The organism is Bacillus sp. JJ783 (genome assembly GCF_036963225.1).
Classification (GTDB): domain Bacteria; phylum Bacillota; class Bacilli; order Bacillales; family Bacillaceae_G; genus Bacillus_A; species Bacillus_A cereus_U.
Genome location: NZ_JBALMG010000057.1, coordinates 21,952 through 38,143, shown reverse-complemented (window position 1 = coordinate 38,143; position 16,192 = coordinate 21,952). Strand labels below are relative to the sequence as shown.

The window sequence follows — 16,192 nt, the reverse complement described above, 5'->3', positions numbered from 1 at the left end:
GTATATAATAGATAAATAGAATGGAACATGTATAGAGAAAAAGGAGAGAAATGATGACGTGTCATAAACAAGGGTTACAATTTATTCGTAATAGAAAGAGGAATAAACGATGAAGATGAAGCATGCTTTTGGTCCAATTATTATAGCGTGTCTACTCTTTTTCATTGTTCTGCTTATCCCATCTAAAAGTTTAGTATCACTTATTAGCGATAAGAAGGTTGAAGATGCGGCAACTTCCTTGCAAAAAGAGAAATTACAAAGTGTTTTCTTGCAACAGAAAATGTTAGAGAATTCGCAGTACTTACCGATGTATGGTTCATCAGAGTTTTTACGAATGGATGCATATCATCCGTCTAACTATTTTAAAGTAAATCCAGCTGGCTTTACACCATTTTTAATGGGGACTGGCGGTACGCAAAGTTTGGCTCATATATTAAATATGACGTCAACAATGGATGAATTAGAAGATAAAAAGGTAGTGTTTGTTCTTTCACCACAATGGTTTACAAAAACTGGTGTATCACAAGGGGACTTTTTAAATAATTTTTCTAAACAACAAGCATATCATTTTATCTTTAATGATGAAATAAATCCTGATATGAAGAAGAAAATTGCGAAACGTTTACTAGATTATAAAGTAGTTCGTAAGGATGCGATATTAAGTAGCTCACTAGAAAGTATTGTGTATAACGATATAAAACATAACATAAAAGCTGGATTAGCTAAACCGCTAGCGTATATGTACCGGAATATTTTAGATCATCGAGATCTATTTAACTCTCTATTTAAAATCGAACCGATGAAAGAGAAAACAAATATGGGATTACGTTCACTTTCTTGGGAAGATGCACGTAAACATGCGGAACAAGAAGGTAAAGTAGGATCCACAACAAATACATTCGGAATTGAAAATCCATATTACTATAAACATAATTTAAAGAAAAAATTAAAAGGTTTAAAAAACTTTAGAGCAAATGAATCGTATGATGATTCACCAGAATATGATGACTTACAAATTGTTTTAGATCTTTTCAAAGAAAAAAATGTAAAACCACTCTTTATTTCTGTGCCTGTAAACGGACCGTGGTATGATTACGCTGGTTTCCCAAAAGAACGCCGTGATGTGTATTATAACAAGGTTCGCGATCAAGTCGAAAAAGCAGGATACCCAGTAGTTGATTTTTCTAGCCATGAATATGATAAGTATTTCTTAAAAGATACAATTCATTTAGGCTGGAAAGGCTGGATCTATTTTGATGAAGCAGTGCAGAAGTTTTACTCTGAAAAATAATGTATAAACAATGGAAACAGGAATGGCGATAAAGCCGTTCCTGTTTTTTAATATAAAGGATTTTGGTGCGGGCAATTTGGAAAGGCGTGTATATCTTGAATTTGTCTAAAATCATAATGTTTCATTGCAAATTGAGCTTGGTAAAGGTATTCGTAAACAAATAATTGATTATTTTGTACACCGCATAAAACGCCGGAAGTTCCTTGTCCATTCATGAAGGAAATGCCGATAGGGCGTCCGATTAAGTATGGTACTTTTTGATGCCAATGCACAGGGGAATCACTCCTTTTGAGTTACTATACGAAGTTACAAATGAATTGTAACTTATCCAAGTAAATCTTAAACTGGAGGGTTTTAATGAAATGTCTAGAAATCATTAATATGAATGAATTATTAGTGTGGAAGAGGAGTGCATTATGGAGAAAGAAAGGATTCTGGAAGAAAAGTTAAGTCTAATAGAATGGTGCCAAACATTGAATGGAATATCGGAGGATATATGGTTTCAACCATTTAAAAAAGGTTCATGGGCAATTGCGGATGTAATTTCACATTTTATCGTTTGGGATGAGTTTTTAATGAAGTATAGAATTCCATATTTTATAAGTGTACAATCTGTACCTAACGTTCCAACAGATGTTGAGGAAATGAATAAGGGTGCAATAAAATATGCAAGGTCTGGTATTTCAAAAGAAGAACTAATAGATCAATTTAGCTTTACTCGTAAACAGTTAGTTGATCAAATTAACCAAATTTCTGCCCGGAATTTTAAAGATGACTACCAATTCGGCACGAAAAGAGTGAGATTAAACGATTATTTTTCATCACTCATTCAACATGATTTAAAACATAAAGAAGAAATAATGCAATTTATAATATATAAACAAGCCTATAATAAAAAACCGCTATAATTCTAAATGAATTTATAGCGGTTTTATTATAATCTTAAGCAAGCTGTTTACGTTTTTTTGTCCACTTTTTTATTACGAAATATAAAAGAATAAGTACGACGCCACCGACAGCAAACGATTTCACATACGGTCCAGCAATTTCATTAATATTTTCCCAGTTTTCACCTAGTTTTTCACCTAGATAAATGAAAATGATAGACCAAGGGATTATCGCAAGTGCTGTTAACGTAGTGAAACGTAGTAATGGCATTTTTGTGATACCAGCAGGAATTGAAATCGCATGACGCGCTACCGGAATGAAGCGCGCTGTGAAAATTACGCCAGTTCCGTAACGATTAAACCAATCTTCAGCAGCATCCATTTGTTTTTTATGTATGAAAATATACTTACCGTAACGTTCTAATACAGGGCGACCACCATATCGACCAATCCAGTAAACAAAGATTTGGGCAATAACACCGCCAATTGTACCGAATATAACTGCGCCTACAAATGAGATACTACCATTGAATACTAAGTATCCAGCATAAGCTAGGACGATCTCACTTGGGATAATTTCAATCATAAGTCCAAGCATTATGCCCCAATAACCTAATCCTTCAAAAAATGTTAATACTGAATGAATAAAACTACTTAACATTGTTGCACCTTCTAGTTCATGGATTTTTGAATATAGTGAATCTTTTGTTTAACAACATAAAAGGTTCACTATGTGTAAATTATACCTTATTTACATAGGGGATTGCTATTTCAATACTTTTTATCTCTCGTATTTATAATAAAGGAAATAAATTGAGTTTTCATGAAGAGAAAATGAAAGGAGTATTAAAAGTTTCTCATTTTATATGTAGTAAAAATAGGGAGGAGGGTTTGCTATTCCTAGTTGCAACATCGATATTTCATATACTATCTTTTATAAATACAAAAAGAGGAGCCTAAACTATGGCTCCTCTTTTTACGGTTTCACGTCTAAATTTTGTAAAAATAACGTTGCTGAAACATAACGTTTCGCTAGCATTTGTACATATGCGGTATGTACAGATAGGGTAGCAATAATAATAGCGTTACGAATTGCTTCGCGTTGTTCGTTATTAATTTGATCAAACTTGCTTGCAATTTTATCAGCTTTTTCTTTTACAATATTTTCGATCGTATGAATGGTATCAGTTGCATTTAGTTGTAAGCAGTTCCCTTGATTTAGTTCTTCAAATAAAGAAGAATAAGCTACATATAAATGAACGGGGTTAATTAAATCATCACTTCGATCGGCCGGGTCATTTACGATAAGTCGTAATAGTTTGCGAATAGATTCAAAATCAAGCGCTGTTTTTAAATCTTCAACAATGAATAATAAGGCTGCTTGTTCGATTGAGTATTTCTTCCCTTTTTGAGGGGAGCCAATCATTTCTTTTATATCTCGTTTCACCCAGTTTTGCATAGCAGTTACAGAGAAACTTGTGTTTTCAATCTGATTACCAAGCGCAACTATTTCATTTAAAGAAAAACCGACATCCGTATCATCGATTTTAATTAATTTTTCAAAAATAGGTGAAAGTGCGGTTGTAATAAAAGCTGTAACGCTTTGTCCGCTTTCAATATCTTTTTTATGTGACTTTGCCCAAGCTTCTTGTAAAATGCTAAGAGGCTTTTTCGGATTCCATCCTCTAAGTGATAGAAGGAGCGTTGCCATTTCGTTTCGTGTGAGATGAAATGTTTCCATCTTTTCACCTCCAAAATTATAAAAAGTTCTTATGAACTTATAATATGTTTTGTTTCATTTAAAGTCAATTCCGTTTTTCTTAATTTTTCCTTTGTTATGGAATTATTGTCGATAGTAAATAATACTTGCATATTTCGACAAAAGTTCATATAATGAGTTCATAAGAACCTTTAAAAAGGTTTTAAAATAAATCTATCATTCTTGTTTTAAAAGAAAGGTAGATTTCACATATATCTATATAAAAGGAGAATGGATATAATATGTTGAAAAAACTTGTAGCAGTAATGACAGCATTCATGGTTATCTTTGGGGCTAGTAGCTTTATGTTCGTAAATCACGCGGAAGCGAAAAGTTACAAATCTGGTAAAAAATCATATACACCAAGTTCTGGTCAAAATTCAAAAGTTGATTTAAACAAAAAAGATTCTAATGTAAATTCACAAAAAACGACAACAGATTCAAAAACAAAAGCAACAAACACAGCACCAAAAAGTAATAAAGGTGGCTTTATGAAAGGCTTATTACTAGGTGGTCTTGGTGGTTTACTAATGGGTAGCTTATTTGCAAATATGGGAGCTCTTGGTTCTGTATTAGCGTTTATGGTAAATATGTTAGTAATGGCTGGTATCGTAATGTTAGCAATTCGTGCATTTAAATACTTCAAAGATCAACGTAAGAAAAAGGCAGATGAAGTAGCATGGAAACAATAAAAATTTCTGAACAAGAGCTTATAAATGCGCTTTGTATATATATCGCTGAAAAAAGACAAGTTGGTCCAGAAGAAGTTTCAGTTGAACTAATGTATGATGATGACTACGGTTTCTCTGCAGAAGTAGAGGTAAATGGTCGCCAGCAAATTTTAATTCAAGCAAACTTAATCGAAGCACTACGCTTACTACTTGATCGAGAATACAACGTCAATTCATTTGCTGCAAGATTGCAACTTGAATTAGATGATGAAGAAGGCATTTACGCATTAGCGAAATTTAATAACTCGGACGAGTAGTGAAAAGAGCTGTTGAGAGTAATCTCAGCAGCTCTTTTTAGTATGTGCATATGTAGAAGAATAATCACGCCAAAGTTCATTCATCTTCCGTCTACCAACATCAATCATTGGATTAAATTGAATCGCTGCTTTTTGACGAACAGAGTGAACGTTTTGCATTGCTTGTTGTAATTGTTGGTCGACTACGTCACGTTTCTCACTTGCATGTTTAGCAATAGATAGACCCGCGACAGCTCCTTGCGCCATTGCGATTTTTCCGCTTTCAATTCCAGTAATATTTCCAGCTACAAATAAACCGGGAAGAGGGGTTTCCATTTCTTCTGAATGAAGCGGAACATGCCCGCCAAGTTCAGGAATGTAATGGAATGGGCATCCCGCTACAGCGGCAAGCTCAGCAAGCGGATATAAACCTCCGGCAATACAAACGAAGTCAGCCTCATATATCTTTTCTGATCCATTAATAACATTTCCGTTAGAATCAATATTAGCAACACGAACACCTTCAACTTGATCTGTTCCGATAATTTCAAGCGCAGCTTTACGAAGATGAAGCGGCGTCCCGTTTATTTTCATTCCGTTATTTGGATAGAAGGTTAATCCAGCTTTTCGAATCCAATCATATTTCATAAAACGGCTACCTAAACGCAGAAAAGCAGAAGGAGCGAGGTGAGCTGCATTTAAAAGAGAGTTCAAAACTTCTTCTGGTTCACCAGCCTTTTGGCTTAGCTCACTTTTTTCAGGAAGTACAATATGTTCTACTTTAATTCCGGCTAATTGTAATTCATTTAAAATGGCGAAAGACAAAATGTTAGCGCCAATTATGATTCCTTTTTTTCCAACTTGCACGCGGTGAACATTTGTCATAACTTGAGCTGCTCCAATTGACATAACTCCTGGAAGTGTCCAGCCAGGAAGGGGAATAGAATACTCAGCAGCCCCAGTAGCAATTAGTACGAACGGTGCTTCTAACGTACCGATATTTGTATGCACGAACCAAGAACTTTCATCTTTATCTAAATTATAGACGGAAACACCGCACCGAATATCGACTGAAAGGGATTTTGCTTCTTCGTGAAGGCGTTTGGATTCTTCTATTCCGTTCCACCATTCCCCAGTAGGCTCTTGATGCAACTGTCCTAACAATCTCCCGCCCGGCTTCATAAATTCATCAATAACAAGTACGTTAAGTCCAAAACGTGCACAAGAGATGGAAGCTGATAATCCTGCTGGTCCTGTACCAATAATAATTACATCAATCATCGCTTTTTCACCATCTCTCTCACGATATTTGGATGCTGTTTTCCGCTTTCAACAACCATATCGTTTTCTACAACTGTTAAGCATGCTCGTACGTTCGTTTGATTGTTTACTGTCACACGGCATTCAGAACAATGTCCGATATTACAATAAATACCTCGCGGCGTCCCGCTATCTTCATGGACTCTTAACGTTCTTATTCCGTTTGCAAGTAGAGCGGCCGCTATCGTTTCATGTTCATATGCTTCATATTGTTGACCATTAAATTGAAAATTGATACGCTGACTACTATTTAAACTACCTAAAATAGGGTGATTTATAATTCTATTCATTTATTTTCACCTACCGCCCCAAAAGTAACTGCACGCACTGGTGGTTGATATTTTAATGGAATCTCGTCAGGAGATGTACCAGGGTTAGCGTTTTCGATCATTCGATCTAGTGTTGTTCTACATGTACGTCCCCCGCAAAAACCCATACCAGCACGCGTTCTTAGTTTTAACTCACGAGCTGAGCAATTATATTCAGCAATTGTCGATTGAAGTTGTCCGTATGTAACTTCTTCACAACGACAAACAATTAAATTCTCTTTATTCGTCATATGTATTCCTCCTCTAGTTCGGTTTACACAAATTATTATGCAATAACTATGCCAACATAGAGGAGGAGAAGGGGTTATTGTAACCCCAGTCTTTTTAAACGGTTATATAAAGTGGCCCTCGTTACCCCAAGTTGTTTCGCACATTCTAATTTATTACCATCTAAAATGCGTAAAGCTCTTTCAATTACCTTTTTCTCGTGCTCATCCATTTCTTCTTGTAAAGAAAGAATCGTATTATTATTGCTGAGTAATAGGGAATGAGCCGTATGATTGTCTAAGGTATCATTTGTATGAAACGGTAAATATTCTTGTTTTATAATGCCGTCTGTCGCAAATACGACGAGTCTTTCAACTACGTTGCGGAGCTCGCGAATATTACCAGGCCAATTGTAATGAAGCAGTTCATGCATAATGCTTGAAGGTAAGTCGCGAATAGGCCTGTTATAGTTTATTGAAAAATCGTTTAAGAAGGAATAGGTTAATTCGATAATATCCTCGCGTCTTTCGCGTAGTGGCGGAATATGCAAGCTTACTACGTTTAAGCGATAGTATAAATCTTCTCGAAAAGTTCCTTTTCTCATTTCTTCTTGTAAATCACGATTTGTAGCAGCGATAATGCGGAAATCAATATTTATTTCTTTTTCTCCACCAACTCGGTAATACTTTCGTTCTTGCAGTACACGCAAAAGTTTCACTTGCATATCAAGCGGCATTTCTCCAATCTCATCAAGGAATAAAGTACCGCCTTGCGCGAGCTCTATTTTTCCTTTCTTACCTTTACTATTTGCACCAGAAAACGCCCCGCGCTCGTAACCGAATAATTCACTTTCAAATAACGCTTCAGGAATTGCACCGCAGTTAATTGAAATGAAAGGGGCATTTGCTGTTTCACTTGCTTCATGAATTGCTTTCGCAAACACTTCTTTTCCAACTCCGCTTTCGCCGAGTATTAAAACCGTGGATTTCACTGAACAAACCTTTCTAGCTAATTGAATCGTTCGTTGTATAACAGGGCTTTTTCCATTCATCGCAAGGAAAGGATCGGATGTATCTTTATATTTTGCTACTTCTTGTTCTAATCGGTGCATTTCATGCGACATATTAAATAGTTTTTCATTCAAAGCGACTTGATTTGTAACATCAGTTTCGGAAACGACTGCTCCTATAATTTCATTGTTACAATAAACTGGATTTGAATTAATTAATACGAACAAATCCGGACGAGGCTGATGGAACTGGGCGATTATGCTTTTTCCGTCATGTAATGATTGTAAAATTTCTAAATCTTTATAATCAAAAAAACGTGTAATCGGTTGTCCGATAATTTCGTTATGTTTGACTGAAAATATTTTTTCAGCGCCATCTGTCCACGTACGAACGCATTCTTTCTCATCAATGACGGTAACAGAAGAATCAGTCGTTTGAATGACAGTGTTATAAAAAGCTAGCAGATCATTGTAAGACTTATAAAGAAATGGAATCATTTGTTGAGCAGTTACACAGCATATAGGATCTAGATTTTCGTTCACAATTACAACTGCCGAATTGTTAGAAAAAGCTTCGATTAACGTAGTGAAAGAGTCCTCTTCATAAATAACTGCGCAACTACATTCTTCAGTAGATGAAGGAAGGTAATAAAAATTTTTACCTTCCTGTTTCATGTGCTGAATGGTGCTTGTACGATCAATTGATAAAATTTTTATAAACTCTTTTATTGTTGGAAATGAAAATGTCATAGTGTCCTCCTGGTATGTATAAAAATTTAGACAGTGATAAAGAAATAATACACCTATTTACGATAAATTTAAAATATTTTTACAAATAAAAAATATTTCATATAAATAGTTCTGTATGTAGAGTTGGCACACCAATTGCATAAATAAAAAGTGAGAGATTTAGGAGAAAGGAGGAGTGCTATATATGAGGCACTGTGACGTTTTAATAATAGGCGGTGGAATTATAGGATGTTCTATCGCTTATTACACTTCAAAATACGGAAGAGACGTAACGATCATTGAAAAAGGAGAATTTGTCAGTGGAACGTCTTCACGGTGTGACGGGAATATTTTAGCAATTGATAAGGACCCAGGGTTTGATAGCCAAATGTCGTTAGTAAGTCAAAAATTAGTAACAGAACTAAGTGAAGAGTTGGAGCACTCATTTGAATATAGGGCACCAGGAAGCATTCTCGTTTGTGAGTCAGACGAAGAGATGGAGGCAGCACAGCAATGGGTAAATCGTCAAAAAGAAGCTGGATTACCGTTTCGAATGCTTGATAGGCAAGATATAAAAGAAGAATCACCATTTTTTGCAGATGATTTATTGGGTGGTTTAGAATGTGCAACGGATTCGACTGTAAATCCATATCTTCTTGCTTTTTCACTTCTTGCAGAATCGAAGAAATTTGGTACAAAAGCTTTTAATCATACAGAAGTAAAAGAAATGAAAAGAGATATAGATGGTTCCTTTATTGTAGAAACGACAAATGGGACGTTTACTGCGAAGCAAGTGGTGAACGCAGCCGGTGTGTGGGCTCCTAAAATCGGACAGATGTTAGATGTGAATATCCCAATTGAACCGAGAAAGGGACATATTATTGTAGCTTCAAGGCAACAACACGTAGGTTGCCGTAAAGTAATGGAATTTGGTTATTTAATTTCTAAATTTGGCGGAAAACGAAAAGTGGATGCTTTAACTGAAAAATACGGGGTGGCACTTGTATTTGAACCGACAGAAAGCCAAAATTTTTTAATTGGTAGTAGTAGAGAGTTTGTAGGCTTTCATACGAGGATTAACAATGAGGTTATTAAATGTATTGCGAATAGAGCAATTCGTTTTTATCCGAAAATGGCAGATATGATGGTGATTCGTTCATATGCTGGTTTACGCCCGTGGACAGAAGATCATTTGCCGATCATTTCACGAGTGGAACATATTCCGAACTACTTTATAGCAGCAGGGCATGAAGGTGATGGAATTAGTCTTGCAGCAGTTACCGGGAAAGTGATTGAAGAGTTATTAAATGAAAAAGAAACAATCATTCCTATTGAACCACTTCGTTTGAGTCGTTTTACAGAAAGGGTGTTAAACGGATGAGGTCACAAAGAGTTTTTACGACAATTGATACACATACAGGCGGGAATCCAACGAGGACATTAATTAGCGGACTTCCTAAGTTAATTGGAGAGACGATGTCAGAGAAGATGTTACATATGAAAAGGGAGTATGACTGGATTCGAAAATTGTTAATGAATGAACCGCGTGGCCATGATGTAATGTCGGGAGCACTATTAACAGATCCGTGTCATCCGGAAGCTGATATAGGCGTTATATACATAGAGACAGGTGGATATTTACCGATGTGTGGTCACGATACAATTGGTGTATGTACAGCTTTAGTTGAATCAGGTTTAATTCCTGTAATTGAACCGGTTACTTCTTTAAAGCTAGATACACCAGCTGGCTTAGTTGAAGTAGATATTACTGTTCAAAATGGTAAGGCGAAAGAAGTCTCCTTCTGTAACATACCAGCTTTTTTACTGAAAAATATTTCTGTACACGTCGATGGAATTGGAACTGTAGAGGCTGATATTGCGTATGGAGGGAATTTTTATGCCATTATCGATGCGAAGTCAGTAGGTCTAGAGTTAGTACCAGAAAACGCATCTACAATCATTGATAAGGCGATTCATATTAGAAATACAATTAATGAGAAGTTTGAAATCATTCATCCGCAGTATTCGTTTATAAGAGGATTAACACATGTTGAATTTTATACAGATCCTACTCATGAAAGTGCGCATGTGAAAAATACAGTTGTTGTTCCGCCGGGAGGAATTGATCGATCTCCATGTGGTACAGGAACATCAGCGAAGTTAGCTGTATTATACGCTCATAAAAAAATCGACATTGATGAAGAATTCGTTCATGAGAGTATTGTAGGTTCTCTATTTAAAGGGTGTGTCATGAATACAACATATGTCGAAAATATTGAAGCTGTAGTAACGAAGATTACGGGATCAGCTTGGCTTATGGGAATGCATAGATTTTTTTACAATGAAAAGGATCCGCTTAAAGAAGGCTTTTTGCTAATTCCGCCGATGGAGCATGAAACGGAGGATGTAAAATGAACATTCAAAAAATTTATACAGCAGTAGATGTGCACGTAGCTGGCGAAGCATTTCGTGTAATGAAAGACGTACCATGCAAATACTACTACAGTTTAGAACATTTAAATGAACAATTTTCAGGAGAATTAGCAGAAGAAATGAAGCTTTTATTAAATGAACCACGTGGTTTTATCGGTTTAAATGGATGTATTGTCGTTCCTTCTATTCATAAGGAAGTGGATGCAGCTGTATTGTTTTTTAATCATGAAGGATCAATCCCTCTTCATTATGGTGGTATTGTCGCCGTAATAACGATGTTACTAGAAAGTGGATATTTAAAAAAGAGGGAGTCTAATCAATACAAAATTGAAACGCTATCTGGTATTTTTTCAGTTCATGCATATGTAGAGCATGATGAAGTTATATCTGTTTCGTTTGAAAGCAAACTATGTTACATGGTTGAGAAAGACTTAAAGATTGGTAATATAAGTTACTCTCTTATACAGGCAGATAAAGTATATGCAGTTGTAGAAAAGGATACGAAATCACCAGAAATTCGTATTGAAAACATTTCTGAATTGAAAAAATGGGGAGAAGCTACACTTCAGGCCATACAAAAACACTCTCTAATTAAAAGGCTTATTTTAGTAGATTCATTGCAAAAAGAAGAGAACAATATAAAGACAATTACATTTCATGAAGATAACTTTATTGTGCGTTCACCGGGATTTGTTTCTACAATTGTGTCTTATGTTCATGCTTTATTTAAAAATGATTTTATAACGGATAAACCTTTTAAAAATGAAAGTATATTTAATAGCTTTATAACAGTTGAAAAAGTGAAGAAGGAAGAAACGGGATACATTTTCCGTTTTGAAAGTAGAGGGTTTATTACAGGGATGCAGACGTTTCTATTAGACCCTACGGATCCGTTTCCGACAGGTTTCTTATTAAAATAAAATATTAAAGGGAGAGATAAATATGCAAAAAATTAAAGGGGCATTTCCAGTATTAATAACACCGATGGATGAGTTTCAAGAGATCAATTGGAATGGGGTAAAACAAAATGTAAACTACTTTATTGATCAAAAGGTTGCGGGTATTATCATTAACGGTAGTACAGGAGAGTTTGTAAGTTTATCAAAAGAAGAAAAATTTAGAATGGTAGAAACAGTATTGAAAGAAGTTGATGGCCGTATTCCAGTAATTGTTGGAACTGCTGCGGAGACGACGAAAGAAACGATTGAGTATACGAAACATGCAGAAGCACATGGAGCAGATTGTGCACTAATTATAAACTCGTATTATTGTAAACCGAAAGAAGAAGAAATCTATTTTCATTTTAAAGAAATTTCAAACGCTGTGAACATACCAATTATGTTATACAATAATCCATTTACTTCTGGGGTTGATATGAGTACAGAGCTTATGCTTCGAATTGGAAAAGAGTGTGAAAATGTTACACATATTAAAGAGTCTAGCGGAGATATTCGCAAAGCGAGAGATTTAGTAAGACAAGGCGAAGGTGCTTTTCAAGTCTTCTGTGGGTCTGAAGATTTAGTTATGGAATCTTATTTAGTTGGTGCCTCGGGATGGGTTTCGGTAGCAGGAAATATCGTTCCAGGTCTCGTTACGAAAATGTATGAGCATTTTCAAAATGGTGAATTAGAAAAAGCGTGGGAAATGAACGATGCTATTTTACCACTTTGTGAGTTTCTTGAAGGATCAGGGAAATATGTACAAATCGTTAAACGTTCAATGGAACTACACGGACAAGCCGGGGGACCTTCTCGTTATCCGAGATTAGGATTAACTGAAGAGGAAGATCAAAAGCTTCAAACGATTTTATCAAAAATTGCAGCTCATGCAGCTGTTTAAACAAGGAGGAGAGCATATATGTTAACGACAAACATTGAGTTGAAACCAAAAGTGAAAGCGTTTTTAAATGAAGAAATTAAAATGTTTATTAATGGCGAATTTGTTCCTTCTATTAGTGGAAAGACATTTGAAACATACAATCCAGCGACAGAAGATGTGCTAGCCGTCGTATGTGAAGCACAAGAAGAAGATATTGATATCGCAGTAAAAGCGGCGAGATTTGCTTTTGAATCAGGCCCGTGGGCAGAGATGACTACTGCTGAAAGAGCACATCTTATTTATAAATTAGCAGATTTAATTGAAGAGCATAGAGAAGAATTAGCACAGCTAGAAGCTTTAGACAATGGAAAACCATATCAAGTAGCACTTGATGATGATATTTCAGCAACTGTAGAAAATTATCGTTATTACGCGGGATGGGCTACAAAAATTATCGGGCAAACAATTCCGATTTCAAAAGATTATTTAAATTACACACGCCATGAACCGGTTGGTGTTGTAGGTCAAATTATTCCATGGAATTTTCCGCTCGTTATGTCTTCTTGGAAAATGGGAGCCGCTCTTGCGACAGGTTGTACGATTGTATTAAAACCAGCAGAGCAAACACCTTTATCTTTACTATATACAGCGAAGCTTTTTAAAGAAGCTGGTTTTCCAAACGGTGTTGTAAACTTTGTACCAGGTTTCGGCCAAGAAGCAGGATCGGCAATTGTAAACCATCATGATATTGATAAAGTAGCTTTCACAGGTTCAACAGTTACAGGGAAATATATTATGCGTCAATCTGCAGAAACAATTAAACATGTAACACTAGAACTTGGTGGTAAGTCACCAAACATCATTTTAGAAGATGCTGACTTAGAAGAAGCGATTAACGGTGCGTTCCAAGGAATTATGTATAATCATGGTCAAAATTGTAGCGCAGGATCTCGAGTTTTCGTTCATCGAAAGCACTATGAAACAGTCGTAAATGAACTTGTAAAAATGGCAAATGAAGTGAAGCTTGGGGCAGGTATGGAGGCGGAAACTGAAATGGGACCGCTCGTATCTAAAAAACAACAAGAGCGTGTGCTAAATTACATTGAACAAGGAAAAGCTGAAGGTGCTACTGTTGCAGCTGGCGGTGAACGTGCATTTGAAAAAGGTTATTTTGTACAGCCAACCGTATTCACAAATGTTACTGATGATATGACAATTGTTAAGGAAGAAATCTTTGGACCAGTTGTCGTTGTACTTCCATTTGATTCGACAGAAGAAGTAATTGAAAGAGCGAATCGCTCTTCATATGGGCTTGCTGCGGGTGTATGGACACAAAATATTAAAACAGGGCATCAAGTTGCCAATAAATTAAAGGCAGGAACAGTGTGGATTAATGATTATAACTTAGAAAATGCTGCTGCACCATTTGGTGGATATAAGCAATCTGGTGTTGGACGGGAATTAGGTTCATACGCCCTTGATAACTATACAGAAGTGAAAAGTGTTTGGGTAAATATTAAGTGATACTCTATTCAGTCGGGAGTCTTTTCATCCCTGCTGAATAGTAGTTGAACCAATCAGGCATTTACGGGTAGGTGATTTTCCACCTTACTTCCTCTGTGTTCAACGCATGAGGTGGGAATCATACTACCCACAAATAGCGGGATAAAAGAATGATGAAATATAGTAAGAGATGCGGACAACTGGTAGGTAGGATAAAGGTTGTCCTTTTTCTTATATATAAAATTGCTTTTTCAAAAGAATTATAAGGGGGATTTGGATGGAGAAATTAGTAGAATGGTTAGTAGGGCAAGTATGGAGTATTGGTTTAGTTGTTTTTGCATTAGGAGCAGGAGTGTATTTTACAATTGCAACTCGTTTTTTACAAATTCGTTATTTTAAAGAGATGATTAAACTATTATTTGAAGGAAAGAGCTCAGAGACTGGGATATCATCCTTTCAAGCATTTTGTTTGGCGTTATCAGGTAGGGTTGGAATAGGGAATATCGCAGGGGTCGCGACAGCTATCGCTTTTGGCGGACCTGGAGCTGTATTTTGGATGTGGATGATGGCTCTATTAGGAGCGGCTAGTGCATTTGTTGAATCAACATTAGCACAAGTATATAAAAGTAAAGTAGGAAATGAATACCGCGGTGGTACACCATATTTCATTGAAAAAGGTTTGAAAATGAAATGGTTTGCGGTCATTGTAGCGGTGGTTGTAACACTTTCATATGGCGTTTTATTACCAGGGATTCAATCAAGTAGTATCGCGGTTGGATTTGAAAACTCTTCTGGCATTAGTAAATATATAACTGGTATATTTTTAGTTGTATTATTGGCAGCGATTATTTTTGGTGGAGTAAAGAGAATTGCAGGTGTTTCACAAATGTTAGTTCCATTTATGGCAATTGGGTATGTAATTGTTACATGTATCGTATTAATTGCGAATGTAACGGAAATTCCAAGTATGTTTGCTTTAATTTTCTCAAGTGCATTTGGTGTAAATGAAATGTTTGGAGGAATCGTTGGGGCAGCTATTGCATGGGGAGTAAAGCGTGCAGTATTTTCAAACGTTGCGGGTGTAGGAGAAGCAACATATAGTTCTGCAGCTGCTGAAGTATCGCATCCTGCAAAACAAGGGTTAGTTCAAGCTTTTTCTGTATATATCGATACAATTGTAGTATGTACAGCAACAGCTCTCATGATTTTAATAACAGGTATGTATAATGTTATACCTGAAGGGAAAAGCGCAATTGTACGGAATATAGGAAATGTGGAAGCAGGTCCAATTTATACACAACAAGCAGTTGAAACTGTTATGACTGGATTTGGTCCAATGTTCATTTCAATCGCAATCTTCTTCTTCGCATTTACAACTTTACTCGCTTACTACTATATCGCTGAAACGACGCTTACTTATTTAGATGGTGGGCTCAAATATAGCTGGTTAAAACCAGTATTAAAAATTGGATTTTTAATTATGGTATACATCGGTAGTGTAGAATCAGCTTCGTTTTTATGGAACCTCGGAGATTTAGGAATTGGTAGTATGGCATGGTTAAACCTTATAGCAATCCTATTGTTAAGCAAAACTGCATTAAAAGTGTTAAAAGATTATGAAACGCAGAAAAAAGAAGGAAAAGATCCTGTTTTTGATCCTAAAAAAGTAGGAATTGAAGGTTTAACGATTTGGGAAGAGCGGAGTAAAGAGGTTGAAAGGAAAAATTCTAAAGAAAAAGTATCGGCGGATGATAGTGTTAAATTTTAAACATGCAAATTTCTAGTATTAAAAAACTGAAAATTCAATCTTTAATCAGGGTTATATATGGTCCTTGTTTGGTCGTAAACAAAAAGGCTGATCTTAGTAAAGTGATTTTAGAAGCTTGTTGTGTTTTAGATGCAATTTCAGGAGAACTGAAAAGTGCTAAGCAATGATTTTA

At 35.9% G+C, this 16,192-nt stretch carries 17 protein-coding genes; 10 read left to right on the top strand and 7 right to left on the bottom strand.

Features of this window, described 5'->3' with window-relative positions; translation table 11 throughout:
• Positions 1-109: 109 nt before the first annotated feature.
• A complete protein-coding gene (gene dltD, locus V7038_RS13340; RefSeq protein WP_335470492.1) occupies positions 110-1,291 on the top strand; it encodes a D-alanyl-lipoteichoic acid biosynthesis protein DltD in 1,182 nt (393 codons plus the stop codon).
• Positions 1,292-1,338: 47 nt separating this feature from the next.
• Here dltD and V7038_RS13335 read toward each other — a convergent pair whose 3' ends face one another.
• On the bottom strand, positions 1,339-1,563 hold the full coding sequence (locus V7038_RS13335; protein ID WP_002110344.1) for a hypothetical protein: 225 nt from the start codon (positions 1,561-1,563) through the stop codon (positions 1,339-1,341).
• 144 nt (positions 1,564-1,707) lie between these two features.
• Here V7038_RS13335 and V7038_RS13330 point away from each other — a divergent pair, with 144 nt between their 5' ends.
• Positions 1,708-2,199, top strand: coding sequence for a DinB family protein (locus tag V7038_RS13330; protein WP_070146591.1), 492 nt, complete (start codon positions 1,708-1,710; stop codon positions 2,197-2,199).
• A 34-nt stretch (positions 2,200-2,233) separates the two neighbouring features.
• Here the strand turns inward: V7038_RS13330 and V7038_RS13325 are convergent, their stop codons facing one another.
• Positions 2,234-2,839 (bottom strand): DedA family protein, encoded by a 606-nt coding sequence (locus V7038_RS13325; RefSeq protein WP_002110341.1) that lies wholly within the window; start codon positions 2,837-2,839, stop codon positions 2,234-2,236.
• A 315-nt stretch (positions 2,840-3,154) separates the two neighbouring features.
• The gene (locus V7038_RS13320) at positions 3,155-3,919 is read right to left on the bottom strand and encodes a DUF1836 domain-containing protein (protein WP_002110340.1); all 765 of its coding nucleotides are present in this window, start codon (positions 3,917-3,919) and stop codon (positions 3,155-3,157) included.
• A gap of 260 nt (positions 3,920-4,179) precedes the next feature.
• On the opposite strand from V7038_RS13320, the gene V7038_RS13315 reads away from it, so the two are divergent.
• Positions 4,180-4,629, top strand: coding sequence for a hypothetical protein (locus tag V7038_RS13315; RefSeq protein WP_070128484.1), 450 nt, complete (start codon positions 4,180-4,182; stop codon positions 4,627-4,629).
• Positions 4,617-4,925, top strand: a complete 309-nt coding sequence (locus tag V7038_RS13310) for a YxcD family protein (RefSeq protein ID WP_002110338.1) — start codon at positions 4,617-4,619, stop codon at positions 4,923-4,925. Before V7038_RS13315 ends, V7038_RS13310 begins: the two co-directional genes overlap by 13 nt.
• 24 nt (positions 4,926-4,949) lie before the next feature.
• Here V7038_RS13310 and V7038_RS13305 read toward each other — a convergent pair whose 3' ends face one another.
• From V7038_RS13305 to V7038_RS13290, 4 genes are all read right to left on the bottom strand, one after another.
• Complete coding sequence (locus V7038_RS13305) at positions 4,950-6,185, bottom strand: NAD(P)/FAD-dependent oxidoreductase (protein WP_335470486.1); 1,236 nt, start codon at positions 6,183-6,185, stop codon at positions 4,950-4,952.
• The gene (locus V7038_RS13300; RefSeq protein ID WP_002110336.1) at positions 6,182-6,514 is read right to left on the bottom strand and encodes a (2Fe-2S)-binding protein; all 333 of its coding nucleotides are present in this window, start codon (positions 6,512-6,514) and stop codon (positions 6,182-6,184) included. The genes V7038_RS13305 and V7038_RS13300 overlap by 4 nt, the downstream gene beginning before the upstream one ends.
• Positions 6,511-6,783, bottom strand: coding sequence for a (2Fe-2S)-binding protein (locus V7038_RS13295; RefSeq protein WP_002065856.1), 273 nt, complete (start codon positions 6,781-6,783; stop codon positions 6,511-6,513). The genes V7038_RS13300 and V7038_RS13295 overlap by 4 nt, the downstream gene beginning before the upstream one ends.
• A 74-nt stretch (positions 6,784-6,857) precedes the next feature.
• Positions 6,858-8,519, bottom strand: coding sequence for a sigma-54 interaction domain-containing protein (locus V7038_RS13290; protein WP_002110331.1), 1,662 nt, complete (start codon positions 8,517-8,519; stop codon positions 6,858-6,860).
• Positions 8,520-8,703: 184 nt separating this feature from the next.
• Here V7038_RS13290 and V7038_RS13285 point away from each other — a divergent pair, with 184 nt between their 5' ends.
• The 6 genes from V7038_RS13285 (at position 8,704) to V7038_RS13260 (ending at position 16,020) form a co-directional block, all read left to right on the top strand.
• Positions 8,704-9,879 (top strand): NAD(P)/FAD-dependent oxidoreductase, encoded by a 1,176-nt coding sequence (locus V7038_RS13285; protein ID WP_002110330.1) that lies wholly within the window; start codon positions 8,704-8,706, stop codon positions 9,877-9,879.
• The gene (locus V7038_RS13280; protein WP_002110328.1) at positions 9,876-10,913 is read left to right on the top strand and encodes a proline racemase family protein; all 1,038 of its coding nucleotides are present in this window, start codon (positions 9,876-9,878) and stop codon (positions 10,911-10,913) included. The genes V7038_RS13285 and V7038_RS13280 overlap by 4 nt, the downstream gene beginning before the upstream one ends.
• Entirely contained in the window at positions 10,910-11,851 is a 942-nt protein-coding gene (locus V7038_RS13275; RefSeq protein WP_002110325.1) for a proline racemase family protein, read from the top strand. Before V7038_RS13280 ends, V7038_RS13275 begins: the two co-directional genes overlap by 4 nt.
• Positions 11,852-11,873: 22 nt before the next feature.
• The gene (gene dapA / locus V7038_RS13270) at positions 11,874-12,770 is read left to right on the top strand and encodes a 4-hydroxy-tetrahydrodipicolinate synthase (protein ID WP_002110323.1); all 897 of its coding nucleotides are present in this window, start codon (positions 11,874-11,876) and stop codon (positions 12,768-12,770) included.
• Between the two features lie 18 nt (positions 12,771-12,788).
• On the top strand, positions 12,789-14,273 hold the full coding sequence (locus V7038_RS13265; protein ID WP_070128476.1) for an aldehyde dehydrogenase family protein: 1,485 nt from the start codon (positions 12,789-12,791) through the stop codon (positions 14,271-14,273).
• 256 nt (positions 14,274-14,529) lie between these two features.
• Positions 14,530-16,020: an alanine/glycine:cation symporter family protein gene (locus V7038_RS13260; RefSeq protein WP_070146590.1), complete on the top strand. Its 1,491-nt coding sequence runs from the start codon at positions 14,530-14,532 to the stop codon at positions 16,018-16,020.
• Positions 16,021-16,192: the final 172 nt, after the last annotated feature.

Excerpts from the sequence above, each read along its gene's own strand:
- V7038_RS13275 (WP_002110325.1), top strand. The coding sequence starts at position 10,910 with ATGAACATTCAAAAAATTTATACAGCAGTAGATGTGCACGTAGCTGGC.
- V7038_RS13260 (WP_070146590.1), top strand. The coding sequence starts at position 14,530 with ATGGAGAAATTAGTAGAATGGTTAGTAGGGCAAGTATGGAGTATTGGT.
- V7038_RS13325 (WP_002110341.1), bottom strand. The coding sequence starts at position 2,839 with ATGTTAAGTAGTTTTATTCATTCAGTATTAACATTTTTTGAAGGATTA.
- V7038_RS13310 (WP_002110338.1), top strand. The coding sequence starts at position 4,617 with ATGGAAACAATAAAAATTTCTGAACAAGAGCTTATAAATGCGCTTTGT.
- V7038_RS13295 (WP_002065856.1), bottom strand. The coding sequence starts at position 6,783 with ATGACGAATAAAGAGAATTTAATTGTTTGTCGTTGTGAAGAAGTTACA.
- V7038_RS13315 (WP_070128484.1), top strand. The coding sequence starts at position 4,180 with ATGTTGAAAAAACTTGTAGCAGTAATGACAGCATTCATGGTTATCTTT.
- dapA (WP_002110323.1), top strand. The coding sequence starts at position 11,874 with ATGCAAAAAATTAAAGGGGCATTTCCAGTATTAATAACACCGATGGAT.
- dltD (WP_335470492.1), top strand. The coding sequence starts at position 110 with ATGAAGATGAAGCATGCTTTTGGTCCAATTATTATAGCGTGTCTACTC.
- V7038_RS13290 (WP_002110331.1), bottom strand. The coding sequence starts at position 8,519 with ATGACATTTTCATTTCCAACAATAAAAGAGTTTATAAAAATTTTATCA.
- V7038_RS13330 (WP_070146591.1), top strand. The coding sequence starts at position 1,708 with ATGGAGAAAGAAAGGATTCTGGAAGAAAAGTTAAGTCTAATAGAATGG.
- V7038_RS13280 (WP_002110328.1), top strand. The coding sequence starts at position 9,876 with ATGAGGTCACAAAGAGTTTTTACGACAATTGATACACATACAGGCGGG.
- V7038_RS13300 (WP_002110336.1), bottom strand. The coding sequence starts at position 6,514 with ATGAATAGAATTATAAATCACCCTATTTTAGGTAGTTTAAATAGTAGT.
- V7038_RS13305 (WP_335470486.1), bottom strand. The coding sequence starts at position 6,185 with ATGATTGATGTAATTATTATTGGTACAGGACCAGCAGGATTATCAGCT.
- V7038_RS13285 (WP_002110330.1), top strand. The coding sequence starts at position 8,704 with ATGAGGCACTGTGACGTTTTAATAATAGGCGGTGGAATTATAGGATGT.
- V7038_RS13320 (WP_002110340.1), bottom strand. The coding sequence starts at position 3,919 with ATGGAAACATTTCATCTCACACGAAACGAAATGGCAACGCTCCTTCTA.
- V7038_RS13265 (WP_070128476.1), top strand. The coding sequence starts at position 12,789 with ATGTTAACGACAAACATTGAGTTGAAACCAAAAGTGAAAGCGTTTTTA.